The sequence below is a fragment of the Frankia sp. AgKG'84/4 genome (assembly GCF_023242965.2).
GTDB lineage: Bacteria > Actinomycetota > Actinomycetes > Frankiales > Frankiaceae > Frankia.
In genome coordinates this window covers 1-24,622 of sequence record NZ_JALKFU020000019.1, presented here as the reverse complement: position 1 = coordinate 24,622, position 24,622 = coordinate 1, and the positions used below count along the sequence as shown (strand labels likewise).

Genomic DNA, 24,622 nt, shown 5'->3' with positions numbered 1-24,622 from the left:
AGCTGCGGGCGACCGGCGCGCAGGCCCGCGCCGCGCCGGTCGCGGCGATCGGGTCGTCGAGCAGCGCGGTGGTGACCGCGACCGCCACCCGCCAGCCGTCCGCGGGCTGGGCGTCGAGGTAGCGCAACTCCCACCAGCCGCGCGGGCGCACCGGCGGAAACAGCGTCGTCGCATGGTAGCGGAGGTCGTCGAGGGTGGGCGCCCGGCTGACCGGACCGCGGCCGTCGAGCCAGTCGGCGAGGGTGTGGCCACCGGTCGCCGCCCGGAACTGATGCTCCTCGCCGGCCGTGACCGGGCCGGCCTCGCCCTCGAGGTCGGCGATCAGCATGAGCCGCGCGTCGCACAGGTAGCGGGCCCACCGCTGGACCACCTCGGCGGGCGGCGGGGCCCCGTCGTCCTCGGCGGGGATGCCACCGGCGCGGTCCGCGAGCTCCAGCACGGCGCCCGTGCGGCTGGCGTGGATACCGGCCCAGATCCGCTGGCGCGACGAGCACCAGCCGGTGCGCCGGCCGGCCAGCATCGGGGAGGCGGCGAACATCGCGGTGAGCACCGGTCCCATGGTGTGGGCCAGCCGGAACCGCTGCGCCGCCTCCGCCGCGGTCGCGCCCAGATCGAGATTGACCTGGACGGACGCGGTGGAACGCATCATGTCCAGCCCCGCGTTGCCGCCGCCGCGCTGGAAGTGCTCCTCCATCGCCGCGTAGCGGGAGGCGTCGGTGTGACGCGTCCCGGCGCGCAGCGGATCGGTGCCCATCCCGACGATCGCCAGGCCGTCCTCGGCCAGCGCCGAGCGCACGAGCCGCAGGTCCTCACCGGTGGACCGGATGGCGGCCGCGAGGGGCGCAGGCGGCCCCGAAAGCTCGAGCTGGCCACCCGGCTCGAACGTGATCCGGCTCCCGCCGGGCAGGACCGATCCGGCCGCCAGGATTGCCTCCCCGCTGTCTGGGCCACCGCCGATGGCCGCCAGCGCCCGCAGGGTCCGGGCCGGCTCGACCGGTCGGTGGACGTCCTGGCTGTCGACGACGAACCACTCCGTCTCGATCCCCACACTCGTCCCCGACCGGGCGCCTGTCCCCGGATCGGCGTTTTTCCCCGGCGCGGCCGTGTCTCCGGACGCGCCGGGGCCCGGGTTCAGGGTCGGGGTCGGCAGCACGCAGTCGGCCGCGAAGGCGAGGACCGCGTCCCGGTCCAGCCGCCGGGCGGAGGAAGCGCACGCGGCGGCGTCTGCGGACGCGAGGGATGCAGGTCTCACGGCGGACTGGCGGGACTGTGACGGGTGGGCCCTCGCCTCGCCCGGCGTGCTGCGGTCAGGGGGCGACGCGTCGGCCCCGGGCCCCCGAGGTGTCGCGTGACGTGGCATCCTGCGGCTCCTTCTCGGTGCTGCAACCGTTGCGCGCCGCGCCCGATGGCGGCGGCCACGGATGTTCTCCCCAGCGCCGCCCGGTCCCTACCCGGCGGCTCCACGCGGTGTCGTCTCGGCGGCCACGCCGATGGGTGGTATAGATGTGGGTTTAACGTGGTTCTCTCTCGCATATTCCACGCCCTTGACCCTGTCGCTGTTGTGAATTCCATGGAATGGTGACCGGGATGGACCAGAAAGCCGGTAGCGCGTCGTGACTGACCGCGACCTGATCGGGTCCCGCCCCGGAGACAGCACCAAGCGCGGCGGCGTCCTGACGGCGCCGGGAGGTGGTGACCGCGGCGTGTCCGATCGGCAGTCAGCGGGACGTTCGGCGATGGCCGAGTACCTGCGGCGCAGGGAGTTGTACTCCGCTGAACGCGGAGATCACAGACCGCGGGCGTTGATCCTCGCGGGAGTCGTCGCGGCCGCGGCGGTCGTCGTCGTCGTTCTGCTCGGCGGTGCCGTCGGAGCGTCGGCGGCAGTGACCGCGCAACTGTCGGTACTTGCCGTGCTCGCGGTCGCCATTGTCGGCGCTACCCGTTTCCTGCGTACTCCGCCCGAGATCGAGGCGTGGCGCCAGGACGCGGAGGCCGAACGCAGCACCGCCCGCGCGCTCGACCGCCTGATCCGAGCGGGCTACACGGTGCTGCACGACCGGGCCCTCGCGGACTCGGCGGGCAACGTCGACCATCTCGTGATCGGCCCGTCCGGCGCCTGGGTGATCGAGACCGATGCCCATGAGGGGCCGGTGCGACAGAACTCCGCGGGTGTCTGGGCCGCCAAGGTGCCGCTGCGCGCGATGCTCGGGCTCGTCGCCTGGATGGGCGAGGAGGCCACCGCGCAGCTGCTCGCCGAGCTGCCGGGCGGCTGGCAGCTCGAGGTTCAACCGGTCGTCGCCTTCGCCCGCGCCGAGGTTCCCGCCGGTCTCGCCCTGGTCGAGGGCGTGCTGCTGCTGCCCGCCGCCGGCGTCGCCGACTACGTCCTGTCCGCCGGCGTTGTGCTGCGGCCGATCGACGTCGCGATGCTCGTCGACGTCGCCGAGCGGGCCTTCCCCGCCTACGAGGTGGCCGGCCCGCCGCCGTCCTGGCCGGCCCGCTCCCGGCTGCGGGGCCTGCTGCGCCGCTGAGTCGCCGCACCCGACCGGCACAGCCCGTGGATTCACGTGGATCAAAGCGGTCGCCGGCGGGTCCGCAGCCTGTCGGACAGCCTGTCCACACCGGGATACCGTGTTACTGATCCAGCCGTCGCGGGCTGGACCACCGCGGACGCGAACGCCGATGCGCGCGTCGAGATGAGGGAGTCGACATGGCCCGCAAGATGACCGTGCTGGCGCTGCTGGCGGGTGCGGGAGCGGCCGTCACCGCCGTCCGGCGGCGGGCTCGCGGCGGCGAGGAGATCGACCTCTGGCGCGAGGCGACCTCCACCACCGACACCCTGTCCGGCCAGCGCTGAGCCTGGCCCGGCCGCGCTGACGAGGCCGAAAGCCGGCTGACGCGGCGCCCGGGATCGGGCACCATGAACGTCATGCTGCCCCGGGAGATCCTGATAAGCCCGGGGTTCGTGCTGCCCGCCACCGAGCTGCAGTGGCGGTACTCCCGTTCGTCCGGTCCGGGCGGGCAGGGGGTGAACACCGCCGACTCGCGGGTGGAGCTGTCCTTCGACCTCGCCGGTTCACCGACGCTGTCGGAGGTGCTGCGGGAGCGGGCGACGACCCGTCTCGCCGGCCGGCTCCACGGCGGCGTGCTCACCATCGTCGCGAGCGAGCACCGTTCCCAGCTGCGTAACCGCGAGGCCGCGCTCGAACGGCTGGTGGACACGCTGCGGACCGCCACCACCCGCCCGCCGCGGGCCAGGCGGGCGACCAAGCCGTCCCGGGGATCCGTCGAACGTCGCCTGCAGTCGAAGAAACGCCGCTCCACGACGAAGCGCAATCGGCGCTCCGGGCCGGGCGACGAGTAGACGCGTGCTGGCCGCGGTCAGGGCGAGCCGGTCGGCGTCCGACGTTCGGAGTTAGACGGTTCGGCGGTTCGGTGTTCGGCGGTTCGGTGTTCGGCGGTTCGGAATTCGGCGGCTTGGCGGCTTGGCGGCTTGGCGTTCGACGGTTCGGCGTCCGACAGGTCAGAGCTCGACGATGCCGATGTCGGCGACCAGGGTGCCGACCAGCCCCGCCGGTGCCGCCAGGCGCAGCTCGACGTGCGTGTCGGGCGCCAGGTCCTGGATGACGCGCAGCGGGACGTGCACGGAGGCGCGGGCGCCAATCGGGAAATAGCGCATTGGTGTGCCGTTGCGCGCCAGGATCGCGCAGACGAGTTCGTCGGTGGAGTTTCCGCCGCGGAAGTACAGCGGCTGCGCGGTGATGCCCGCCGGGACGACATAGCTGAACTGCTCCCCCAGCGAGAACGGCGCGTCCAGGCCGCGGCCCTCGAACGGGACGATTCCCTGCAGGAAGCGAGGAGTCGTGAACATCCGCCCGCCCTTCCGCCCGTGCCCGGTGACACCCGTGACCTCAGCCTAGGCCACCCCGGCGGCGACGTTACGATCATCGTCCGCGCCGGGTGGATCAAATCGGCGGGAACCGTGCCGCCCGCGCCGGACCATCGCCCCGGTCGGCGATTTCCCCTGGCATTGCGCGGCCGCAGGGTGCACCGTGGCGTTATGGCCGCCCCACCCGCATCCCGTTCCGTCGACGCCACCGATGCGCGACCGGCCCAGGAGACCGGCCTCGAGCCCGCGAATGCCGCCGCGATGCCCGGGCGCGTACTGTCCGGTTCCGGCTACCTGCCCTCGGTCATCCCGCACGACCTCCTCGCCGGGGTCGCCGCCGCCCACCGCCGGCTGCTCGACGTGGTCGGCGGCGTCCACGACGACGTGCTGCGCCGCCCCTGCGGCCTGCCCGGCTGGAGCGTCGCCCACCTGCTCACCCATCTTGCCCGCAACGCTGACAGCCACCGGGGCATGTTCGAGGCCGCGTCCCGCGGCGAGGTCCGCAAGCAGTACCCCGGCGGCCAGCAGCAGCGCGACGACGACATCGCCGCCGGTCAGGACGTGACCGCCGCAGCCGCACGCGCCGAGCTCACCGACGCCGTCACCCGTCTGGAACGGTCCTGGGACACGACCCCCGTCGACGCCTGGCGCACCGGCCGCGGCTGGGTCAGCTCGTATGGCGACACCGCCCTCGCGGATCTGGTGTTCCTGCGCTGGCGCGAGGTAGAGATCCACCTCGTCGACCTCGACCTCGACGATCTGGGCGGTCCGCGCTGGGCGGACCTCGGGCGCGCGTACGTCGAGGTCGAATGGGCGTGGACGGTGCGCGGGCTGCCGGCGCGGGTGCCCGCCGACGTCACCCTGCTGCTCGCGCCCGGAGACCGGCCGTCGACCGCGGTGGGCCGCGGTGACCAACTGGTCGTCGTTGACGTCCCGACGCTGCCCGCGCTGGCCTGGCTGACCGGCCGGGAGCCGGGTGCGCCAGGCTGGCCGGACCTCGGCCCCTGGTCGTAACGCAGGCCGCAACCGCTTCGGCATCCGCGCCTCGGCGCTGGTCCGTGACGATCTCCAGTCGGGAACGGTGTCGCGACTGTGTCGTTCCCGACTGTGTCGTTCCCGACTGTGCCGTTGCCGACTGTGCCGTTGCCGACTGTGCCGTTGCCGACTGTGCCGTTGCCGACTGCGGCCAACCGGCTGCTCTCGGCTTGCCCGCCCGACGCGGGGAATCCGGCAGGGGCGAGAATGCATGCCGTGTCGGACATGACGGACAGCCGGGGTGAGGTTCCTCAAGGCGGCCGCGATCGGATCGCCAGATGATCACGATGGCGCTGTTCAACAACAAGGGCGGCGTAGGCAAGACGACCCTCTGCTACCACCTGGCGCACATGCTCCAGCGGATGGGCCACCGGATCCTCGCCGTCGACCTCGACCCACAGGCCAACCTCACCGCCCAGTTCCTCGACGAGGACGAGCTGACGATGCTCTGGGGCGAACCGGAGGACACCTCGTCGTCCGCCCCGAAGCCGTTCGATCTCGACGCGCGGGTCTCGCGGACCAGCCCCGACACCGGCACGATGGCCTCTGCGATCGCACCAATCATGGAGGGCGTCGGCGACGTCGACCTGTGCGCACCGGTGACCATCGAGGACGGCCTGTGGCTGCTGCCCGGCGACGTCGAACTCAGCACGTTCGAGGACCGATTGTCCGCTGCCTGGCCGAACAGCTTCCTCGGCAAGGACATCGCCGCCCTGCGCACCACGACCGCGCTCCATCGCGTGATCGAGAACGGCGCCCGCTCCGTCGGTGCCGAGATCGTCCTGATCGACGTCGGCCCGAACCTCGGCGCGATCAACCGGGCGTCGCTGCTGTCCGCCGACACGGTGCTCATGCCGATCGCCGCCGATCTGTTCTCCCTGCGCGGCCTGCGCAACCTCGGCCCGACCCTGCGCGACTGGCGTTCGACCTGGCAGGGCACCGTCCTGCCGAAGGTCCCCGACCGCATTCCCGCGCCTCGCGGCCTGATGATGCCGATCGGTTACATCGTCATGCAGCCCCCCGCTCGCGCCGATCGCCCGGCCAAGGCCCACGACCGCTGGCTCGACCGCATCCCCGAGGTCTTCGCGACCTCGGTCCTGGGCTCCGGCAACCCCGGCTCCCACGACCGCTCTTTCGAGATCGCGACCCTGCGTAATTACGCCAACCTGATCCCGCTGGCCCACGACGCCCGCAAGCCCATGTTCGAACTCCGCGCCGGCGACGGCGCTCTGGGCGGCACCCAGACCGCCGTCCGCCGCTGCTACAGCGACTTCCGCGACCTGGCGCTGAAGGTCCGCGAGCGCCTCGCCTACATCGACCCGACCCTCCGCCGCCCCTCCTGACACCTGACGGGCGTGCCACCCGACCGGCGTGCCGCTCCACCTTGCGCACGGGCAGACTCTCCGGGCCGCTTCTGCAGGCCTCCTAGCCCGATTTGCCCCTACAAAAGCGGCCCGAACCCGCTCAGCCACACCCGCGTCCGGAGGGCCGCGCCGGCATCCGGACGGCCTCCGCTGCGTTGCGATCGTCCGCGTTCCCGCCGCTGGCGGGATGTCGTACGCTAGGACCGCGCTCCGCCGCAGCGTGACCGGCCTGCGGGCTGGCCCTCGCCAGGGCGGTGCGTCCCGAGGGGACGTAGCTCAATTGGCAGAGCACTGCCTTTGCAAGGCAGGGGTTAGGGGTTCGATTCCCCTCGTCTCCACTCGCTGGATTCCGCTGTCCGTCGCCCTTCGGGCGCTTTCCAGCAGCCGCGATGCTGGCCGGGGGACGACCCCCGCACCTCCGGCGATGCGCTGACGGACAGGGCGTCGCGACCCGCTGTAGCTTTCCTGCCTCGCGTGCCGGGCGGCGGAGTCGCCGGCCGCCACGCCCGCGACAACCAAGCTCGGTCAGCGTCACGCGGGCCTTCAGCGCTGGCGCAGCGGCTTACCGTGTTGCCTGGCGGAAGCGGGTTGGGCTGGTCAGGACGTTGTCCGGCTCACCCGAACCAGGAGATGGTGGAAGCCGGCGAAGCCGCCGAACAGGCCGCTGATCTCCTTCACCTCGACGCGGCTGAGGGCATCGGGGTGCGGTGGCTCGCCGGCGGACGGCAGGTTCGCCAGGGCCTTGGCGAACGCGTCGTCAAAGCTGAGCGTGGGAGAGAGCCCGACGGCCTCGTCCGCCGGGGACGACGCCGCAGTCGACGTGCCGCTGCCGGACGTGGAACGGCCGGAGTTGCCGCTGGCAGAGACGTCGCGCTCGGATGTGCCGCGGACGGCGGCCGCATAGCCGGCGAGCTCGGGTCCACAGGGCTCGATCTGGACACGGTCTGTACCGTCGGTGTGGATGACCGTGATCGTGTTCTGGTCCTCGGGAAAGCGGACCGCCTCCGCATACCGGTACGGCGTGACGATCTGCGGAAAGATGCCGGGCCGCGCGTAGCATCGGAGTTCGAACTCCGCCGGAAAGATCCGCAGTGGGCTCGGCGTGATGTCGACGTTGAACCCGGGAGTGGGTAGATCGCCCTCGGCGACCAGCAGCACATAATGGCTCTCGCGGAAGGCGCGGATCCGCTTGCGGCTCGCCAGTACTGAGTGACTCATGGTTCCTCCTGTTTGCTCGCACCAATCTCTGCTCTCACCACAGTCCTCGGGTGGGTGGGGCGGAAGCGCGGAGAAGACCCGGCGGGTCTGCCCGACCATGGCGGCGCGTTTATTTTTCCACCGCCGGCACCAGATGGGCAATGTCGGTAAGCGGACAGAAAGTGTCCGGCCATAAATTCGGTGAGATCCGTAAGCGGAGCCCGATTGTGATTCTTCGCGGATGACACGAGCTTCCACGCAGCACCGTTTTCTGGCTGTTCACGCTTATACCGACCAGTCGTGGGGGTGGATTCGACGCGGGTGCCGGGGGTGCCAGCCGGGCCGCACGATGACAGGAACAAGCCCGCTGACGTACCAGAAGGCAGCGGAACTCGCCAGGAACTGGGAGCCCCAGCCGGAAGGGCGGCCGGCCGATGGGCGGGATGGTCCGCGCGTTGACCGGGCCGGCCGCCGAACGGCCGGATGGAGCACCGGGTGGAAATCGGCCGAAGCTTCAGGGCCATGTGCCCGCATGGTCCCCACGGCGCCGCCGGGCAACGGCAGCGGACACCGCCCCGGCCGCCAATGATGATCGTCGTTGCCCTGGCTGTCGTTCCTCCGCGGCTCCCAACCGGCGGCGTCGAGTTGGGCGATCAGGCTGGATCGATCAGGCCGGAGCCAAGTGGCGTGGGGCCGGACGCGACGAACGTTGCCACCCCGCCGACGAGTTCCACCCGGTGGTGCGTGAAAGCCGTGCCGAGTACTCGGTCCAGGGCTTCCGCGTGGTCGGCGACATTGTGAAAGACGCCCTTCCGATTGTAGAAGGCGAGCAGCCTTCGGGCCGGCCTGGACACCGTGGCCGCGGTGGCGAGGATGGTCGAGCCGAACAGCACCGCGTCGGGTGCCATGGTCGGCCGGATCGATGCCAGCAGCTGGCCCGCCTTGGTCTCAAGGTCACCGGGCAGGCAGTGCAGCAGGTAGTTCACACCGACGGAGTCGAACGGCGCGCCGGGTAGCTTCCCCACCGGTTCGAGTGCGTTGCGGACCGCGGTTCGCGGAGCGAACCGGCAGGCCGGCCCCGAACCCGAGTGCCTCCGACCGCGGCGAGTCGATGTCCACCGCCGGGATGAGCTGCTGGTGTGCGTGTAATCGTGTGCTGCGCCGGGTGCGGCGATCGCGGCGATATCTCCGTCGTCGGAGTCGATGGCCTGATGTAGTTGGCCGCCGAGGGCGGCGGCATAGCGGGCGACCACCTCCTGGCCGGAAGGTGAACCCCGCTCGATCTGTGAGATCCGGCCCTTGGTTACCCCCATCCGTTCCGCCACCTGCTCTTGGGTCAGTCCTCGCGCGCGGCGCACCTCGGCTGCCGGCGTCGAGCCGGCGGGCTTGCGGCTGACGTCGGGTGAGGTCGCATGCTGGCGGTATGGGGTTTGAGTAGGTGTGGAAGGTTGGGCCGCTCGCGGAGGCGAGTGGGCTGACCGTGCGGACGTCGCATCACTGGGATCAGATCGGGTTGCTCAGGCCGTCGGGTCGGACGGGCGCTGGGCATCGGGAGTACACCGAGCAGGACGTGGTGCGGACGATCCGCCTGGCCGCCGACTCGACTACCGGCTCACCGTCCTCGCCGATGCCTGCGCCGACCTGGACGAAGAGGTGCACCGCGTCCTGACCGAGAAGGTCTTCCCGCGTCAGGCGACCGTCACCACGGCCGACGAGTGGATCAAAACGATCTGAGTGGAGGGAGAAGGGGAAATGACGAGAGGGAGGCACGGCCACTCTGCCGCACCTCCCTCGGTCTGGCGGGCGCCAGGCAGGACTCAGGCGACGAACGCCGTCGTCTCGCCCGGTTGTCCGCTGGTGCGGATGAACGGGGCGGCCAGTGCGCCGAGCAGGGTCACGATCGCGCCGACCAGGAGCGCGACGTGCAGTCCGGACATGAACGCGGCGTGGGCGCCGGCGGTCAGCGCCTCGCTGACCTGGGCGGACGTCCCGGGCGGGATCGGCGCGAGACCCTGGCTCACGGTCTCGGCGTTGCGGCTCAGCGTCTCGGCCGCGCTGGCGGGAGCGCCGGCGTTCACGACCTTGTCGACGAGGACGCCGTCGATGCGGGCGGCCAGGATCGAGCCGAGGACCGACGTGCCGATCGCGCCGCCGAGCTGCATCGCGGTGCTCTGCAGCCCACCGGCGACGCCGGAGAGCTCCAGCGGTGCGTTGCCGACGATCGCCTCCGCCGAGGCCATCGCGACGAACGCGACGCCGACACCGAGGGCGAGCAGCGACGGCCACAGGTGCACGTAGGACGAGTCGGTGCCGAGCTGCGTCAGCAGGAACAGCGCTATCGAAGTAAGGAACAGCCCGATCCCGATCGGGACACGCGGGCCGAACCGGGTGGTCAGCGTGGCCGCGAGCGGGCTGCCGAACATGAACACCACGGTGAGGGGGAGCATCCGCGCGCCGGTGGCGACCGCCGAGTAGCCGTGGACGTTCTGCAGGTACAGCGTGATGAAGAACATCACGCCGAACATCGCGAAGAAGTTCACCAGGACCAGGACCGTGCCGACGGACACCGACGCGTCGCGGAACAATGCCATCGGCAGCAGCGGCTCACGCACCTTCAGCTCAACGGCGACGAACGCCGCCAGCAGCACGATGGAACCGCCGAGTAATCCGAAGGTGTTCGCGCTGCTCCAGCCCCACGTCTGCGCCTTGACCACGCCGAAGACGAGAGCGAACAGGCCGCCGGAGAGCAGCGCCAGGCCAAGCGGGTCGAACCGCTGGTCAGGCCGCGTGTCCCGGCTTTCCCGCACGACCGCGAAGCCGACGATCAACGCGATCAGACCGACGGGAACGTTGATGTAGAACACCGACTCCCAGCTGACGTGCTCCACCAGCAGGCCGCCGACGATCGGGCCGGCGGCGAGCGAGATCGCCGAACTCGCGCCCCAGATGCCGATGGCGGCGTTCAGCTTCTCGGCCGGGAACACCGAGCGCAGCAACGCCAGCGTGTTCGGCATCAGCAGCGCACCGAACACACCCTGCAGCGCCCGCCACAGGATGACCTGGCCGATGCTGCCGGACAGACCGACCATGAGCGACGTGAGCGCGAAACCGCCGATGCCGGTGAGAAAGACCTTCTTGCGGCCGAGCCGGTCGCCTAGCTTGCCGCCGACGACGAGCAGCACCGCGAGCGCGAGCAGATACGCGTTGGTCACCCACTGCAGGCTTTCGAGGCTCGCGCCGAGGTCGCGGGCGATGAACGGGTTGGCGATCGAGACAACCGTGCCGTCCAGGCCGACCATGACCACGCCGAGTGCGACGCTGACCAGCGTGAGCCACGGGTTGGCCTGAAGCCGGGCCAGCGGACCTTCGCGCGGCCGTTCGTGCTTCGGAGACGAGGACGGCGCGGCGGTGACGGGGGATGATGCGGCCACAGGGACCTCCGATGGATAGAAGGGCCTGGTCCCAGTCTCGGTACTCCCCGTCGAAATGGCAACCGTGTGCCATTTAACATTTATCTGCCATGAGGCTACGCTGGGAGGTCGGGAGGCATCGATGGGCTTGCGGGAACGGAAGAAGGAACAGACGCGCAGGGCGCTGGCCAGCGCAGCCACGCAGCTGTTCACTGAGCGTGGGTATGAGGCTACGACGGTTGAGGACATCGCCGCCGCTGCCGAGGTGTCCCCCCGTACCTTTTTTCGGTACTACCCGGCCAAAGAGGACGTCGTTTCCCAGATCTTTCGTTCGTCCGGGTTCGACAGCCTCGTCGACGCCCGCCCGGCCGACGAACCCGTAGCCGAGACGCTGCGCGCGGCCGCCTTCTCGCTGCTGCGGGTGTGCGCCGAGGCGCCAGCACCGGCGCTGGCCGTGCTGCGCATGGTCGACACCCGGCCCGAGCTGCGGGTCCGCCTCGCCGAAGTTCAGTGGGAACGGTCCGAGGCGCTGACGACACTGGTCACCGCCCGCCTCGGCGCCGAGCCGGACAGTCCGCTCCCCGGCCTGCTGGCCAGCTGGACGCTCGCCACCGTCGACACCGTCCTCGCGCACTGGCACAACACCGGCGGACGTCTCGACCTGCTCGACCTCGCCGCTGATGCCTTCGACCGGCTCCAGCCGGCCCTGCGTGCCGCGGCCGAGAGCGACTATTCCGCCGCCCACCCGCGCCGACCGAGTGCCGAGCTGGCCAGCTGAGAAGATCCCGCTCGGCCACGTTGATCAGGTGTGTCGCGTTGAGCAGGTATGGCCACTGACGGAGACGGCCACCCGACGCTGAGGAGACTGACGTCGTGACGGAGCCAGCTTGTTCGCCCGCACAGACCGTCGCCGCCTGGCGGGCCGCCGCGGAGTCCGGCGACGCCGACGCGGCGGCAGCCCTGCTCGCCCCCGACGTCACGGTGATCTCGCCGCTGACCGCGAAGTTCCGGTTCGAGGGCCGGGCGCAGGCCCACGACATGCTGAGCGCGGCCTTCGAGGTGATCAGTGACCTGCGCTGCCACACCGAGGTCGGTGCGGGCCCGACGCGGGCGCTGTTCTACTACGGCCGGGCCGGCACGGTGAGCTTCGAGGAGGCCCAGCTCCTGCGCCTCGACGAGAACGGGTTCATCCGCGAGCTGACGTTTTTCGGCCGTCCGTTGCCCGGGCTGACGGCGGTCATGACCGCCATCGGCCCCGCCCTGCTGCGCCGGCAGAAGCGGTCCTCGATGGCCCGGCTGATCAGTGTCGTGACCGCTCCGCTGCACGCGATGACCCGCTTCGGCGACGAGCGGGTGGTCCCGCTCGCCGATCCGTCGCGCGCGCCCCATCCCGCCGGGGCACAGCCCGGCCGGGCACAGCCCGGCCGGACACAGCCCGGCCGGACACAGCCCGACCAGAAGTAGCCGATCAGCCGGAGCGGCTCAGGCGCTGTCCGCGTCCGGTGTCGCGGCGGCGGCGTCCGGGTGCTGGGTCTGCGCCCCGGCGGTCAGGTGGGTGCCCTCGAGGTCGAGGTCGGGCAGGATCCGGTCGAGGCGGGCGGGCAGTGCCCAGGACCGGTGGCCGCAGATCTTCAGGATCGCGGGGACGAGGGTCATCCGGACGAGGAACGCGTCGACGGCGACGCCGACCGCCAGCGCCAGGCCGATTGACTTGATGACCGCGTCGTCGCCGAAGATGAAGCTGCCGAACACCGAGATCATGATGAGCCCGGCGGCGGTGATGACCCGGGCGGTCGTCGCCATGCCAGCGGTGATGGCCTCGCTCGGGTCGTGATGGTCGACGTAGTGCTCGCGGATGCGGGAAACGAGGAAGACCTCGTAGTCCATCGCGAGTCCGAACAGGATGCCGATGAGCAGGACCGGCAGGAAGCTCACGAGCGGGCCGGCGGTCTCAACGTTGAACAGGCCGCCGAGATGGCCCTGCTGGAACACGAACACCGTGATGCCCAGCGACGCCGCGATCGAGAACAGGAAGCCGACGACCGCCTTGAGCGGCACGAGCAGCGACCGGAACACGACCATGAGCAGGACCAGCGCCAAGCCGATGATGAGCACGAGGAACAGTGGGAGCGCGCTCGCGAGCTTGTCGGAGACGTCGATGTTCGACGCCGTGGTGCCGGTGACGTAGGCCTGCACGCCCTGCTCGGCGCGGAACTGCGCGGCGGCGGTGCGGATCTGTCCGACGAGGGTCTTCGTCCCCTCGGAGGAGGGGCCCGAGCGGGGGGTGACCTGGAGGATCGCGACGTCGCCGGCCTTGTTCGCGACAGGCTTGCCGACGGCGGCGACGTCGGGTGCCACCGCGAGATCACCGGCGCTCCGCCCGGCGAGCGCGGCGGCGTCCGTGTGTCCGGGGGTCGACACGACCAGCGTCAGCGGACCGTTGAAGCCGGGCCCGAAGCCCTGGGTGAGCAGGTCGTAGGCGCGCCGCTCGGTGGTGGAGCTCGGCTTGCTGGAGTCGTCCGGCAGGCCGAGCTTCAGGCTGGTCGCCGGCAGGGCGAGCACGACGGTGGCCGCGACGCAGACCAGCACGGTCAGCCATGGCTTCGCGGTGACGATGCCCGACCAGCGCCGGCCGAAGTTCATCCGGTCGCCGCTGGTCGCGGCCGTGACCCGGCGGGAGAGGAATCCGACGCGCCCGGCGTTCACCCGGGTGCCCAGCGCCGCGAGCACGGCGGGCACGAAGGTCACCGCGATCACCACCACGATCGCGACGGTGGCCGCCGCGGCCAGGCCCATCACGGTGAGGAACGGGATACCGACGACGGACAGCGCGGCCAGGGCGATCACCACGGTGAGGCCGGCGAACACCACCGCGCCGCCGGCGGTGGCGGTGGCCAGGGCGATCGAGTCGTCCACCGCCATGCCGTCGGCGAGGTTCTGGCGATGCCGCGACAGGATGAACAGCGAGTAGTCGATACCGACGGCGAGGCCGAGCATGAGGGCCAGGGTTGGCGCCGTCGAGCTCAGCGAGACGACGCCGGAGAGTGCCTGGATGCCCAGCAGCCCGAGCCCGACACCGACCAGTGCGGTGATCATCGGCAGGCCGGCGGACACCAGCGAGCCGAAGGTGATCGCCAGCACGACGAAGGCGATGAGCACGCCGTAGACCTCGGTGTTGCCCTCGGCGCTGGTGGTGGCGACGACCCCGCCGGAGAACTCGACCTGCAGCCCGGCGGCGCGCATCTCGGCGGCGATGGCGCGCAGAGCGTCCTTCGAGGCGTCGCTCACCTTGTCGACGGGCACGGCGTACGTGATGTCGCCGAACGCGATCCGGCCGTCCTTGCTGATCGTGGCCTTCGCGGGGGTGACGGCGCCGACGACCTGAGGGGCCTTGGCGACCTGGGCGAGGGCGCGCTCCTGGACCGCCTTGTACTGCGGCTCGGACAGCTTGTGGCCGGCGGGGGCCGCGACGACGACCCGGGCGGCCGCGCCGCCGGTGCCGGGGAACTTCTCGTCCAGCAGGTCGATCGCGCGTTGCGACTCGGTGCCGGGGATCTGGAAGGCGCTGCTCGTGGGCCCGGAGAAGGCCGCAGCGCACACTCCGATCAGGGCCAGGACGACCACCCAGCCGGTGATGACGAACCACCGCCGCCGTATCGCGAACCGACCCAGTTGATGCAGTAGGGCTCCCACGGGCCCACCTCCTTCAGTTTCTCCAGCCGTTAACCGGCTGGCACCAGGCCGTGAGAGGCACGACCGTTGTCGGACATTTCCTGTCCGGGCGACCTGCGGCCAACCCCTGCGGCTGCGCTTCCGCGCGACATGTCAGGTGAGGTTGAGAACACGCCGCGCGCCGGCGGCCAGTTCGCGGCGCACCAGCTCGGTTGGCTGGTCCGTCGCGCCGGCGGCGCCAAGGGTGATCGCGCCCAGCGCCATCCAGGCCCGTAATCGGGCCTGTGGTTCGGTCGACCGGCCGGCGAGGCAGCTCAGGATGGGTTCCGGCTCCTGCGTGCCGCCGCCGCTCCCACGGGCGGCGCTGACGTCGGCGACCTCGGCGAGCAGCAGCTGGATCTCGCGGCGGAAACGCAGGACCAGGTCGACCAGACCCTCGACCGCCCGCGCCGCGACCCGGTCAGCGGGCTCGTCCCGCAGGCGGTCGGTCAGCTCGGTCATCCCGGCGGTGCTGGGAGCCAGCAGCTCGACCAGAATCGCTTCCTTGCTGGCGAAGTGGTACAGCAGCGAGGCCTTCGAACATCCGACCTCCCGCGCGATGTCCTGTAGCGACGTTCCCCGGAAGCCGCGCTGGGAGAACAGGCACAGCGCGGCGTCGAGGAGCTGCTGGCGTAGCGGGGCGGCGGACCGGGTCATGCGGCCCAGACTAACTGGCCGATCGGTCAGGACTGTCCGATCGGACAGGAAAGTAGCTCTCGTCACAGATTGCTACCGCTGGGGTCCGGTGTAGGCCGCGTGGTCCCTCGCCATCGACAAGGCGGGCGCGACACGCGCTAGAAGGACCAGAGTGATCCCTCTGCCACGCAGACATCGGAAACACCGGACGCATCGGGCGACACGGTCGGTGAAGGGCGCTGCCCGCGGAGATTGATCCGCCCGAGCAAGGGGGGTGGGCAGCGCACCGTTCAGACCGAACGGGTGGTGCGGTGGTCGCTCGATGACCGGCGAGTGTCATCGAGCGTGGCCAGAAGGCCGTGGTGCTAGATGGGCCGGGCGCAGTCCCGGCATCGGTCGTTGAGGATCGACAGGAGCTCGACGGCCTTGAGAGAGGCATCGCGCACCTTGGCGAGGTCCTGCGACGAGTTCAGCCGGACCAGCGCGCTCTCCGCGCCGTCCGAGGCGCCCTCACGAACCGCTTCGACGATCTCGGCCGCGGGGGTGCCGTACTGGAAGAGGAGAATCTCCTTGTCCTGATAGGCGGGCAGCTCAACCGGCAGGTGCCCCAGGCCGATACCGGCGAGGTTGCGGCTGAGGATCTGCCTTACGTTCGTGCCGAGTCGGCCGTAGCCACCGATCTCCCGCAGCATGCCCATGGTGGTCCTGAAGACTCCGTTGTTCCCCACCACGGCCGACCGCAGGTCCTCCCAGCTTCCGGGAGCGTCGGTTGGCACACCGATGATCTGCGCCTCAGACATCTCTACGCTCCCAGCTGGCAACCGAGGTTCCCCGTGTACTCGTGCACCGACACGCCCAGCTCCTTCCGCTCTCCCGGGCGGGAAAGCCCTGCGTTCCGCCGGCACCGGCGCGGCCCGACAGTACCGGCGTGACCAGGTTTCTTTTTCTTATCCATAAGAATATCCCAGGCGCTAGGACAGGTCCAACCCAGCAGCAAGAAGGAGGGTTTCGGAACCGTTAACCCTCGCTGCACAGGACGATGATGACGCCGTCCGGCCGTGCTGATTAGTGCGTACTCCGCACCGCCGGCGCGCGGGCGAGTGCGGGGGCCGATGAGCACGTTTCCGCAACACTTGAATAGCGAAAAAGGGGCCGACTTGCCGTCGCCTCGGTCCTACCGGCAGCTGACCGGTCGGGCGCGGCCGCCGGACCTGCCAGTTTCGACCGCGACTGGCCCCGACGCCCGGTGAGCGGCGCGACCACGTGGCCCCCAGCCGCTGCCCAGACGCACCCCAGCCAGGTGCGGGGAGCCACGCACGGGGGCGCCACCGGCGGCTCCGGAGTGGTCCTCGAAGAAAAACTTATCCTTGAACTTATCCTTCGAGATATCGTCACCAATAACGTGGCCGCATATCTTCCGCTCATCTGCGAAGAATACCTGTTAACCGCGAAGTTACCCGCGCTTGCCAGTCCGAAATAATCGGCTCCTAGTCTGATTCATGTCGCCGCCGAACAAACGGTGAACCACAGTTCGCGGCGCAGCCCATGGTCTTCAGTACCGGAGCGACGGCTGGTGATGACAGTGCGAGACAGCAGTTTTCCCAGCTCATCCGCCACGACGATGCGAGCGGACGCGGCGATCAGATTCTGTGACACCACGCTCCGCGACGGCGAGCAGGCGCCTGGTGTCGCATTCACCGCGGCCGAGAAACTCGCCATCGCCGCCGCCCTGGACGCCATCGGGGTGCACCAGATCGAGGCCGGTATCCCGGCGATGGGTGTCACCGAACGGGACGTGTTGCGGGAGATCCTCGCGACCGCCCCGCGGGCGGAGATCGTGGGCTGGTGCCGGGCCGACCACCGCGACGTCGAGGCCGCGGCGAGTTGCGGCATCGTCACCGCGCACCTGACCATCCCGGTTTCCGACTTGCACCTGAAGAGCAAGTTGGAGCGGGACCGGGCCTGGGCGCGGCGCCGGGTCAGCGACTGCGTCAAGGACGCGACGGACCGCGGCATGCGGGTCAGCGTCGGCATGGAGGACGCCTCCCGCGCCGACGACGGCTTCGTCACGGACCTGGCCGGCGAACTGCGGGAACTGGGCGTCACCAGGTTGCGCTGGGCCGACACCGTCGGACTGCTCGACCCGGTGAGCGCGTATGACCGGCTGGGGCGACTGGTCAGGGCGGTCCCGGGGCCGTGGGAGATCCACGCCCACGACGACTTCGGCCTGGCGACGGCCAACACCATCGCCGCCGTCCAGGCGGGGTTCACCTGGGTCAGCACCACCGTGCTGGGCCTGGGCGAACGCGCCGGGAACGCTCCGATCGAAGAGGTCGCGATGGCGCTTCGGCACCTGCTGAAGCTCCCGGTCGACCTCGACACGACCTCGTTCCGCACGCTGGCGCGGCTGGTGTCGCGGGCCGCGGGCCGGCCGCTGCCCGCCGGTAAGGCGGTTGTCGGGGAGTCGGTGTTCGCGCACGAGTCCGGCATTCACGTGCACGGGATCCTGCGTCACCCGGCGACCTACGAGCCGTTCGACCCGGCCGAGGTGGGCGGGCGGCGCCGGCTCACCGTCGGCAAGCACAGCGGGCGGGCCAGTGTTCGCCACGCGCTGGAGCAGTGCGGCATCGAGGCCGACGAAAGCGAGCTCGAACCGCTCGTCGAGCAGGTTCGGATCGCCGCGACAAAGCACAAGCGCGGTCTGGGCAGCCGCGACTTCCACGAGCTTCTCGGGCGGGTCGAGATGCCGGCCCCCCGAGCGGGGATCCCGACGAGCGAAGAGCCGGTCTGACCGACCGCGCACTCGCGCCGACGGATTCAGCACGACCAGCACAACGGTAGTGCCGACGTCCCGGTCCAAACGACCGGCGGCACGTCCGGCACCCCGCGGACACGACTGCGCGCGGCCCGCCCGACCGGCGGGGCCACGCCTGCGGATCCGCGAGCCGGGCAACCGTACCAAGGAGGAGCACCGAATGCGCCAGATCGCCTTCTACGGCAAGGGTGGTATTGGCAAGTCCACCACCCAGCAGAACACCATGGCGGCCATGGCCGAGATGGGTCAGCGGGTCATGATCGTTGGCTGTGACCCCAAGGCCGACTCGACCCGCCTGATCCTGCACGCGAAGGCGCAGACCTCCGTCATCCAGCTCGCGGCCGAGAAGGGTTCCGTCGAGGACCTGGAGCTCGACGAGGTGCTGGTCGAGGGTCAGTGGGGCATCAAGTGCGTGGAGTCCGGTGGCCCGGAGCCGGGTGTGGGCTGCGCGGGCCGTGGCGTCATCACCTCCATCACGTACCTGGAGGAGGCCGGCGCCTACGAGAACCTGGACTTCGTGACCTACGACGTCCTTGGTGACGTTGTGTGTGGTGGCTTCGCGATGCCGATCCGCCAGGGCAAGGCGCAGGAGATCTACATCGTCACCTCCGGCGAGATGATGGCGATGTACGCGGCGAACAACATCGCCCGAGGCATCCTCAAGTACGCGCACTCCGGCGGTGTCCGCCTCGGTGGGCTCATCTGCAACAGCCGTAACACCGACCGCGAGGACGAGCTGATCATGGAGCTCGCCCGCCGTCTCAACACCCAGATGATCCACTTCATCCCGCGTAACAACGTCGTGCAGCACGCCGAGCTGCGCCGGATGACGGTCATCGAGTACGACCCCACGAACAGCCAGGCCGACCAGTACCGCGAGCTGGCCAACAAGATCGTCAACAACGACATGAAGACGATTCCGACCCCGATCACCATGGACGAGCTCGAGGAGCTCCTGATCGACTTCGGGATCATGGCGCAGGAGGACGAGACCGTGATCGGCAAGGCTGCCGCCGTCGCCTGACAGTCCCAACCACCTGCTCCGACACCGAGGATGAGGTCCTGACCATGACGACGACCCCGGCACCCGAGAGGGCCGAGACCGAGGCGATGATCGCCGAGGTTCTGTCCCAGTACCCCGCGAAGGCAGCCAAGTTCCGGGCCAAGCACATCAAGTCCAACGACCCCGAGGGGTCGAAGGAGTGCGAGGTCAAGTCCAACATCAAGTCCCGCCCTGGGGTCATGACGATCCGTGGCTGCGCCTACGCCGGTTCCAAGGGTGTGGTGTGGGGCCCGGTGAAGGACATGGTCACCATCAGTCACGGGCCAGTCGGTTGCGGTCAGTACTCCTGGGCCACCCGGCGCAACTATGCCCATGGCCACCTGGGCGTCGACAACTTCACGGCGATGCAGATCACGACCGACTTCCAGGAAAAGGACATCGTCTTCGGCGGTGACACCAAGCTGGAAACGGTCCTGGACGAGATCGTCGGCTTGTTCCCGCTGGCCAAGGGCATCTCGATTCAGTCCGAGTGCCCGATCGGTCTGATCGGCGATGACATCGAGGCCGTCGCCAAGAAGTCCGCGAAGAAGAACGACATCCCGATCATCCCGGTTCGCTGCGAGGGCTTCCGCGGTGTCAGCCAGTCCCTGGGCCACCACATCGCGAACGACGCCGTCCGCGACCACGTGCTCGGCACCGGCAGCGGCACCTTCGAGCAGACCGACTACGACGTCGCGCTGATCGGTGACTACAACATCGGCGGCGACGCCTGGGCGTCGCGGCGGATCCTCGAGGAGATGGGCCTTCGGGTCATCGCCCAGTGGTCCGGCGACGGCACGATCAACGAGATGAAGTCGACGCACCTGTCGAAGCTCAACCTGATCCACTGCTACCGCTCGATGAACTACATCTGCACCACCATGGAGGAGCGCTTCGGCACTCCCTGGACCGAGTTCAACTTCTTCGGCCCGACGAAGATCATCTCTTCCATGCGCAAGATCGCCGAGTTCTTCGACGACGAGATCAAGGCGAAGACCGAGGCGGCGATCGCTCGCTACCAGGTCCGCTTCGACGAGATCACCAAGGCGTTCCGGCCCCGGCTGGAGGGCAAGCGGGTGATGCTCGCCGTCGGTGGCCTGCGCCCCCGCCACACCATCGGCGCGTACGAGGACCTTGGCATGGAGGTCGTCGGTACCGGCTACGAGTTCGCCCACAAGGACGACTACACCCGGACCTACGCCATGCTCAAGGAAGGCACCGTTCTCTACGACGACCCGACCGCGTTCGAGCTCGAGGAGTTCGCCAAGTTCCTCAAGCCGGACCTGATGGGTGCGGGCGTCAAGGAGAAGTACGTCTTCCACAAGATGGGCATCCCCTTCCGGCAGATGCACTCCTGGGACTACTCCGGGCCCTACCACGGCGTGGATGGCTTCGCGGTCTTCGCCCGTGACATGGACATCGCGATCAACAGCCCGGCCTGGGACCTCCTGGAGGCTCCCTGGTCGAAGGCCGGCGAGGTGTCCTGACCCAGCCGTCCACACGGCACTCGGCATGAGCGGCCAGGCGTGAGCCGGCGCTAGCCGAACCGCCGGGCGTGCACCGCCCGGCACCCGCGGTACGCGCGGTTTTCCCAGCACTGGCCGATAGCAGCCGCCAGCGACCAGCGGTGGCTGGCGGCTGCCGGCCAGGCATCAAGAGCCCCGTAGGGGACAGCCCCACAGGGGAGAGGAGGACGTCCGGTGACGACGACCCCGGAGAACAGCAGCGAAGTCCCACTGCGTGTCCTCGACCACAACGACATCTTTCGTGACGAGGTCTACCAGAAGCAGTTCGAGGGCAAGCGCGAGTTCGAGGACGCGGCCCCCAAGGAGGAGGTCCAGCGGGTTCTGGACTGGACTCGTGGGTGGGAGTACCGCGAGAAGAACTTCGCCCGGGAGGGCCTGACCGTCAACCCGGCCAAGGCCTGTCAGCCGCTCGGCGCGGTTCTCGCCGCGCTCGGCTTCGAGGGCACCATGCCGCTGGTCCACGGCTCGCAGGGCTGCGTGGCGTACTTCCGCAGCCACTTCGCCCGGCACTTCAAGGAGCCGGTACCCGCCGCCTCCACCTCGATGACCGAGGACGCCGCCGTGTTCGGCGGGATCAACAACCTCGTCGAGGCGATGGAGAACATCAGCGCCCTCTACAAGCCGAAGCACATCGCGGTCAGCACCACCTGCATGGCCGAGGTCATCGGTGAGGACCTGTTCGCCTACATCGGCGCGGCGCGCGAGCAGGGCGTCATCGCCGAGGACTTCCCGGTGTCGTACGCCCACACCCCGTCCTTCGTAGGCTCGCACATCACCGGCTACGACGTGATGCTCAAGGGCATCCTCGAGATGCTGGCGAAGTCCCCGGACGCGGACGCGTCGAAGGTGACGAAGTCGGACAGGCCCCGGCTGAACGTGATCCCCGGCTTCGACACCTACGTCGGCAACCACCGCGAGTACCGGCGCATCCTCGAGCTCATGGGCGTCGACCCGCTGATCCTGGGCGACCACTCCAGCTCGCTGGACTCCCCGGCCGAGGGCGAGTACTTCCTCTACCCGGGTGGCACCCCGCTCGCGGACGGCGCGCAGGCGAAGTTCAGCCGCGCGAGCCTGATCCTGCAGCAGACCTCGCTGCACCGCACCACCGAGTACATCCAGAAGGACTGGAAGCAGGAGACCGTCGTGCTCGAGACCCCGCTTGGGGTCAAGGGCACCGACGCCTTCCTGACCGAGGTCGCCCGGGTCGCGGAGGTCAGCGTCCCGACCGAGCTCACCGTCGAGCGCGGCCGCCTCGTCGACGCGATCACCGACTCGCACGCCTACGTGCACGGCAAGCGCGTCGCGATCGCTGGCGACCCGGACCTGGTCATCGCGCTGACCCGGTTCGTGCTCGAGCTCGGGATGATCCCCGTGCACATCGTGAGCACGAACGCCGACAGCACGTTCAAGGCCCGCATGGAGAAGGTGCTCTCCGCCAGCAAGTTCGGCTCGGAGGCCACCGTCTGGCCGGAGAAGGACCTCTGGCACCTGCGGTCGCTGGTCTTCACCGAGCCGGTCGACCTGCTCATCGGCAGCATGCAGCTCAAGTACATCTCCCGCGAGGCGAAGGTGCCGCTGGTCCGGGTCGGGTTCCCGATCTTCGACCGGCACCACCTGCACCGCTTCCCGATCATCGGGTACGCGGGCGGGCTGCACCTGCTCACCCAGCTCGTCAACACGATCCTCGACGAGATGGACCGCGAGGCCCCCGACCACAGCTTCGACGCGGTCCGCTGACCCGTCACCTGCTGTAGCCGGGATCGCCACCGGCGTCGCCGCCCGCGGCGACCAGCCGGGGCCAGACGTGGTCGGCCGGTCGCGCCCACCGCGCTCCCTGCGGCCGGCCGACCACTCCCCGCGGGTCGAGACGGGCCAGGACCACCTGCACCGACTCCCCGCTCACGGGCGGGTCGGTCGACTCCCTCCCGGGTCGACCGACCCCCTTGTCCAGCCTCACCCGAGGACCGCCCCCTCCCGAGGATGGCCTATGTCTGCTGCAGACCGTGCCGCGTTGTTCACCGAAACCTCCTGTGACACCAACAGCACCAAGAGCGAGAAGCAGCGCAAGGCCGGTTGCCCCAAGCCCAAGCCGGGTGGTACCTCCGGCGGCTGCACCTTCGACGGCGCGATGATCACCCTGGTGCCGATCGTCGACAGCGCGCACATCGTCCACGGCCCGATCGCCTGCGCCGGCAACTCCTGGGACGGCCGGGGCAGCCTGTCGTCCGGGCCGACGCTGTACCGCCGCGGTTTCACCACCGACATGACCGAGAACGACGTGGTTCTCGGCGGCGAGCAGCGGCTGTTCGACACGATCCTCGACGTCGTCGAGCGCTTCGCGCCCCCGGCGGTCTTCGTCTACACCACCTGCGTCACCGCCATGATCGGCGACGACCTCGACGCGGTGTGCACGGCCGCCACCGCGCAGACCGGCGTGCCCGTCATCCCGGTCGACGCCCCCGGCTTCGTCGGGAACAAGAACCTCGGCAACAAGATCGCCGGCCAGGCCCTGCTGGACCACGTCATCGGCACCGTCGAGCCGGCCGACGTCGGCCGCTTCGACGTGAACCTCATCGGCGAGTACAACATCGCCGGCGAGCTGTGGGACGTGCTGCCGCTGCTCGGCCGGCTCGGCATCCGGGTCCGGGCGTGCATCAGCGGCGACGCCCGCTACCACGACGTGGCCGGCGCCCACCGGGCGAAGGCGTCGATGGTCGTCTGCTCCCGGGCGCTGCTCGGTCTCGCCCGCGGCCTGGACGAGCGCTACGGCATCCCCTGGTTCGAGGGCAGCTTCTACGGCACCCGGGCGATGGGCGACACCCTGCGTGGCTTCGCCCGCCTGCTCGGCGACGACGAGCTCACCCGTCGCACGGAGGAACTCATCGCCGCCGAGGAGGCCGCCACCGAGAAGGCGCTCGCGCCGTACCGGGAGCGCCTGACCGGCCGCAGGGCCGTGCTCTACACCGGCGGCGTCAAGAGCTGGTCGATCGTCTCCGCGCTGCAGGACCTCGGCATCGAGGTCGTCGGCAGCGGCACCACGAAGAGCTCCGACGGGGACGTCGAGAAGATCCGTGAGCTGCTCGGTGACGCGAAGATGATCAAAGAGGGCAGTCCGCGGGAACTGCTGCGGGTGGCGGCGGAGACCGGCGCGGACATCCTCGTCGCCGGTGGCCGCAACCAGTACACCGCGATCAAGGGCCGGCTGCCGTTCCTCGACATCAACCAGGAACGGCACATCCCCTACGCGGGCTACACCGGGATGGTCGAGTTCGCCCGCCGCCTCGACCTGGCGATCTCCAGCCCCGTCTGGGAGCAGGTCCGCCGGCCTGCGCCGTGGGACACCCCTGTCCTCGTCGACCTGGCCGAGGTGGCGTGATGGCGAAGATCGTCATTGCCGAGCGGGGTGCCGCGATCGACCCGCTCAAGCTCAGCCAGCCACTCGGCGCGGCGCTCGTCTTCCTCGGCCTCGCCGGTTCGCTGCCGATCATGCATGGCTCGCAGGGCTGCGCGTCGTTCGCCAAGGCCCTGCTCACCCGGCACTTCAACGAGCCGATCCCGCTGCAGACCACGGCGATCAGCGAGGTGACCGCCGTCGTCGGTAGCGGTGAGGCGATGGTCGCGACCCTCGACGCCATCCGCAAGAAGCAGCGTCCGGACGTGATCGGCCTGCTCACCACCGGCGTCACCGAGGTCTCGGGGGAGGACGTCGGCGGCCAGCTGCGGTCCTACCTGGCGGCCTGGGCCGAGGCCGACACCGACAGCGCGGGCCCCGACGGTTCCCCGGACACCACCACCGCCTCGGCGCCGCTGATCATCGGGGTGTCCACCCCGGACTTCGTCGGCGGCCTCACCGACGGCTGGTCCGCGGCCCTCGAGGCGCTGATCCGGGCGATCATCCCGGCACCGGCCGCGGCCCGCGGCCCTGCGGACGGGGCGTCCGCGCTGGTCGCGGCCTCGGCCCCGCCCGCCCGGCGCCGGTCGGCCGGCACCGCTCGCGCGA

Annotated in this window: 23 protein-coding genes and 1 tRNA gene; 15 read left to right on the top strand and 9 right to left on the bottom strand. The window is 70.0% G+C overall.

Going from position 1 to position 24,622, the window contains the following annotated elements; translation table 11 throughout:
• A partial coding sequence (gene egtA / locus MXD58_RS03235; protein ID WP_308301886.1) for an ergothioneine biosynthesis glutamate--cysteine ligase EgtA occupies window positions 1–1,048 on the bottom strand: 1,048 nt, incomplete at its 3' end.
• Between the two features lie 688 nt (window positions 1,049–1,736).
• Between egtA and MXD58_RS03230 the strand changes: the two genes are divergently transcribed.
• From MXD58_RS03230 to arfB, 3 genes are all read left to right on the top strand, one after another.
• Window positions 1,737–2,528: a nuclease-related domain-containing protein gene (locus tag MXD58_RS03230; RefSeq protein WP_248838542.1), complete on the top strand. Its 792-nt coding sequence runs from the start codon at window positions 1,737–1,739 to the stop codon at window positions 2,526–2,528.
• A 179-nt stretch (window positions 2,529–2,707) separates the two neighbouring features.
• A complete protein-coding gene (locus tag MXD58_RS03225; RefSeq protein WP_248838519.1) occupies window positions 2,708–2,854 on the top strand; it encodes a DLW-39 family protein in 147 nt (48 codons plus the stop codon).
• 72 nt (window positions 2,855–2,926) lie between these two features.
• Window positions 2,927–3,361, top strand: a complete 435-nt coding sequence (arfB, locus tag MXD58_RS03220) for an alternative ribosome rescue aminoacyl-tRNA hydrolase ArfB (RefSeq protein ID WP_248838541.1) — start codon at window positions 2,927–2,929, stop codon at window positions 3,359–3,361.
• Window positions 3,362–3,520: 159 nt separating this feature from the next.
• Here the strand turns inward: arfB and MXD58_RS03215 are convergent, their stop codons facing one another.
• Entirely contained in the window at window positions 3,521–3,868 is a 348-nt protein-coding gene (locus MXD58_RS03215) for a molybdopterin oxidoreductase (RefSeq protein ID WP_248838518.1), read from the bottom strand.
• A gap of 189 nt (window positions 3,869–4,057) precedes the next feature.
• Between MXD58_RS03215 and MXD58_RS03210 the strand changes: the two genes are divergently transcribed.
• The 3 genes from MXD58_RS03210 to MXD58_RS03200 all read left to right on the top strand — a co-directional run bounded on the left by MXD58_RS03210 (window position 4,058) and on the right by MXD58_RS03200 (window position 6,623).
• Window positions 4,058–4,900, top strand: a complete 843-nt coding sequence (locus tag MXD58_RS03210; protein ID WP_248838517.1) for a maleylpyruvate isomerase N-terminal domain-containing protein — start codon at window positions 4,058–4,060, stop codon at window positions 4,898–4,900.
• 299 nt (window positions 4,901–5,199) lie between these two features.
• Entirely contained in the window at window positions 5,200–6,264 is a 1,065-nt protein-coding gene (locus tag MXD58_RS03205) for a ParA family protein (RefSeq protein WP_248838516.1), read from the top strand.
• Window positions 6,265–6,550: 286 nt separating this feature from the next.
• Window positions 6,551–6,623: transfer RNA gene (locus MXD58_RS03200), tRNA-Ala, on the top strand.
• Between the two features lie 259 nt (window positions 6,624–6,882).
• On the opposite strand, the gene MXD58_RS03195 is transcribed toward MXD58_RS03200, so the two are convergent.
• Entirely contained in the window at window positions 6,883–7,503 is a 621-nt protein-coding gene (locus MXD58_RS03195; RefSeq protein ID WP_248838515.1) for a hypothetical protein, read from the bottom strand.
• A 632-nt stretch (window positions 7,504–8,135) separates the two neighbouring features.
• Entirely contained in the window at window positions 8,136–8,840 is a 705-nt protein-coding gene (gene relB / locus MXD58_RS31590; protein WP_518477040.1) for a type II toxin-antitoxin system RelB family anti-toxin, read from the bottom strand.
• A gap of 80 nt (window positions 8,841–8,920) precedes the next feature.
• Here relB and MXD58_RS31585 point away from each other — a divergent pair, with 80 nt between their 5' ends.
• Window positions 8,921–9,151, top strand: a complete 231-nt coding sequence (locus MXD58_RS31585) for a MerR family DNA-binding transcriptional regulator (RefSeq protein ID WP_308301885.1) — start codon at window positions 8,921–8,923, stop codon at window positions 9,149–9,151.
• 148 nt (window positions 9,152–9,299) lie between these two features.
• Here MXD58_RS31585 and MXD58_RS03180 read toward each other — a convergent pair whose 3' ends face one another.
• Window positions 9,300–10,913 carry an MFS transporter gene (locus MXD58_RS03180; protein ID WP_248838514.1) on the bottom strand — a complete coding sequence of 538 codons (1,614 nt, stop codon included), beginning with the start codon at window positions 10,911–10,913 and terminating at the stop codon, window positions 9,300–9,302.
• Between the two features lie 121 nt (window positions 10,914–11,034).
• On the opposite strand from MXD58_RS03180, the gene MXD58_RS03175 reads away from it, so the two are divergent.
• Both MXD58_RS03175 and MXD58_RS03170 read left to right on the top strand, forming a co-directional pair.
• Complete coding sequence (locus MXD58_RS03175) at window positions 11,035–11,670, top strand: TetR family transcriptional regulator (protein WP_248838513.1); 636 nt, start codon at window positions 11,035–11,037, stop codon at window positions 11,668–11,670.
• Between the two features lie 95 nt (window positions 11,671–11,765).
• Complete coding sequence (locus MXD58_RS03170; protein WP_248838512.1) at window positions 11,766–12,356, top strand: nuclear transport factor 2 family protein; 591 nt, start codon at window positions 11,766–11,768, stop codon at window positions 12,354–12,356.
• Between the two features lie 18 nt (window positions 12,357–12,374).
• Here the strand turns inward: MXD58_RS03170 and MXD58_RS03165 are convergent, their stop codons facing one another.
• From MXD58_RS03165 to MXD58_RS03155, 3 genes are all read right to left on the bottom strand, one after another.
• On the bottom strand, window positions 12,375–14,585 hold the full coding sequence (locus MXD58_RS03165) for an MMPL family transporter (protein WP_248838511.1): 2,211 nt from the start codon (window positions 14,583–14,585) through the stop codon (window positions 12,375–12,377).
• A 132-nt stretch (window positions 14,586–14,717) separates the two neighbouring features.
• Window positions 14,718–15,260: a TetR/AcrR family transcriptional regulator gene (locus MXD58_RS03160; protein WP_248838510.1), complete on the bottom strand. Its 543-nt coding sequence runs from the start codon at window positions 15,258–15,260 to the stop codon at window positions 14,718–14,720.
• A gap of 344 nt (window positions 15,261–15,604) precedes the next feature.
• Window positions 15,605–16,039: a hypothetical protein gene (locus MXD58_RS03155; RefSeq protein ID WP_248838509.1), complete on the bottom strand. Its 435-nt coding sequence runs from the start codon at window positions 16,037–16,039 to the stop codon at window positions 15,605–15,607.
• A 773-nt stretch (window positions 16,040–16,812) separates the two neighbouring features.
• On the opposite strand from MXD58_RS03155, the gene nifV reads away from it, so the two are divergent.
• The 4 genes from nifV to nifK all read left to right on the top strand — a co-directional run bounded on the left by nifV (window position 16,813) and on the right by nifK (window position 22,359).
• Window positions 16,813–18,030, top strand: coding sequence for a homocitrate synthase (gene nifV / locus MXD58_RS03150; RefSeq protein ID WP_248838508.1), 1,218 nt, complete (start codon window positions 16,813–16,815; stop codon window positions 18,028–18,030).
• Between the two features lie 184 nt (window positions 18,031–18,214).
• Window positions 18,215–19,078, top strand: a complete 864-nt coding sequence (gene nifH / locus MXD58_RS03145; RefSeq protein WP_248816881.1) for a nitrogenase iron protein — start codon at window positions 18,215–18,217, stop codon at window positions 19,076–19,078.
• Between the two features lie 44 nt (window positions 19,079–19,122).
• Window positions 19,123–20,583, top strand: a complete 1,461-nt coding sequence (gene nifD / locus MXD58_RS03140) for a nitrogenase molybdenum-iron protein alpha chain (protein WP_248838507.1) — start codon at window positions 19,123–19,125, stop codon at window positions 20,581–20,583.
• A 213-nt stretch (window positions 20,584–20,796) separates the two neighbouring features.
• Complete coding sequence (nifK, locus tag MXD58_RS03135; RefSeq protein WP_248838506.1) at window positions 20,797–22,359, top strand: nitrogenase molybdenum-iron protein subunit beta; 1,563 nt, start codon at window positions 20,797–20,799, stop codon at window positions 22,357–22,359.
• 4 nt (window positions 22,360–22,363) lie between these two features.
• On the opposite strand, the gene MXD58_RS03130 is transcribed toward nifK, so the two are convergent.
• Window positions 22,364–22,525 carry a hypothetical protein gene (locus MXD58_RS03130; protein ID WP_248838505.1) on the bottom strand — a complete coding sequence of 54 codons (162 nt, stop codon included), beginning with the start codon at window positions 22,523–22,525 and terminating at the stop codon, window positions 22,364–22,366.
• Between the two features lie 84 nt (window positions 22,526–22,609).
• On the opposite strand from MXD58_RS03130, the gene nifE reads away from it, so the two are divergent.
• The gene (gene nifE, locus MXD58_RS03125; protein WP_248838504.1) at window positions 22,610–23,998 is read left to right on the top strand and encodes a nitrogenase iron-molybdenum cofactor biosynthesis protein NifE; all 1,389 of its coding nucleotides are present in this window, start codon (window positions 22,610–22,612) and stop codon (window positions 23,996–23,998) included.
• The coding region (locus MXD58_RS03120; RefSeq protein ID WP_284677789.1) for a nitrogenase component 1 at window positions 23,998–24,622 on the top strand (625 nt) is incomplete at its 3' end. The genes nifE and MXD58_RS03120, both read left to right, overlap by 1 nt.

Coding starts and splice junctions, on each gene's coding strand:
- nifE (WP_248838504.1), top strand. CDS start 22,610: ATGTCTGCTGCAGACCGTGCCGCGTTGTTCACCGAAACCTCCTGTGAC.
- arfB (WP_248838541.1), top strand. CDS start 2,927: ATGCTGCCCCGGGAGATCCTGATAAGCCCGGGGTTCGTGCTGCCCGCC.
- MXD58_RS03195 (WP_248838515.1), bottom strand. CDS start 7,503: ATGAGTCACTCAGTACTGGCGAGCCGCAAGCGGATCCGCGCCTTCCGC.
- MXD58_RS03155 (WP_248838509.1), bottom strand. CDS start 16,039: ATGTCTGAGGCGCAGATCATCGGTGTGCCAACCGACGCTCCCGGAAGC.
- MXD58_RS03225 (WP_248838519.1), top strand. CDS start 2,708: ATGGCCCGCAAGATGACCGTGCTGGCGCTGCTGGCGGGTGCGGGAGCG.
- nifD (WP_248838507.1), top strand. CDS start 19,123: ATGACGACGACCCCGGCACCCGAGAGGGCCGAGACCGAGGCGATGATC.
- MXD58_RS03205 (WP_248838516.1), top strand. CDS start 5,200: ATGATCACGATGGCGCTGTTCAACAACAAGGGCGGCGTAGGCAAGACG.
- MXD58_RS03230 (WP_248838542.1), top strand. CDS start 1,737: ATGGCCGAGTACCTGCGGCGCAGGGAGTTGTACTCCGCTGAACGCGGA.
- MXD58_RS03175 (WP_248838513.1), top strand. CDS start 11,035: ATGGGCTTGCGGGAACGGAAGAAGGAACAGACGCGCAGGGCGCTGGCC.
- MXD58_RS03210 (WP_248838517.1), top strand. CDS start 4,058: ATGGCCGCCCCACCCGCATCCCGTTCCGTCGACGCCACCGATGCGCGA.
- nifH (WP_248816881.1), top strand. CDS start 18,215: ATGCGCCAGATCGCCTTCTACGGCAAGGGTGGTATTGGCAAGTCCACC.
- MXD58_RS03215 (WP_248838518.1), bottom strand. CDS start 3,868: ATGTTCACGACTCCTCGCTTCCTGCAGGGAATCGTCCCGTTCGAGGGC.
- MXD58_RS03160 (WP_248838510.1), bottom strand. CDS start 15,260: ATGACCCGGTCCGCCGCCCCGCTACGCCAGCAGCTCCTCGACGCCGCG.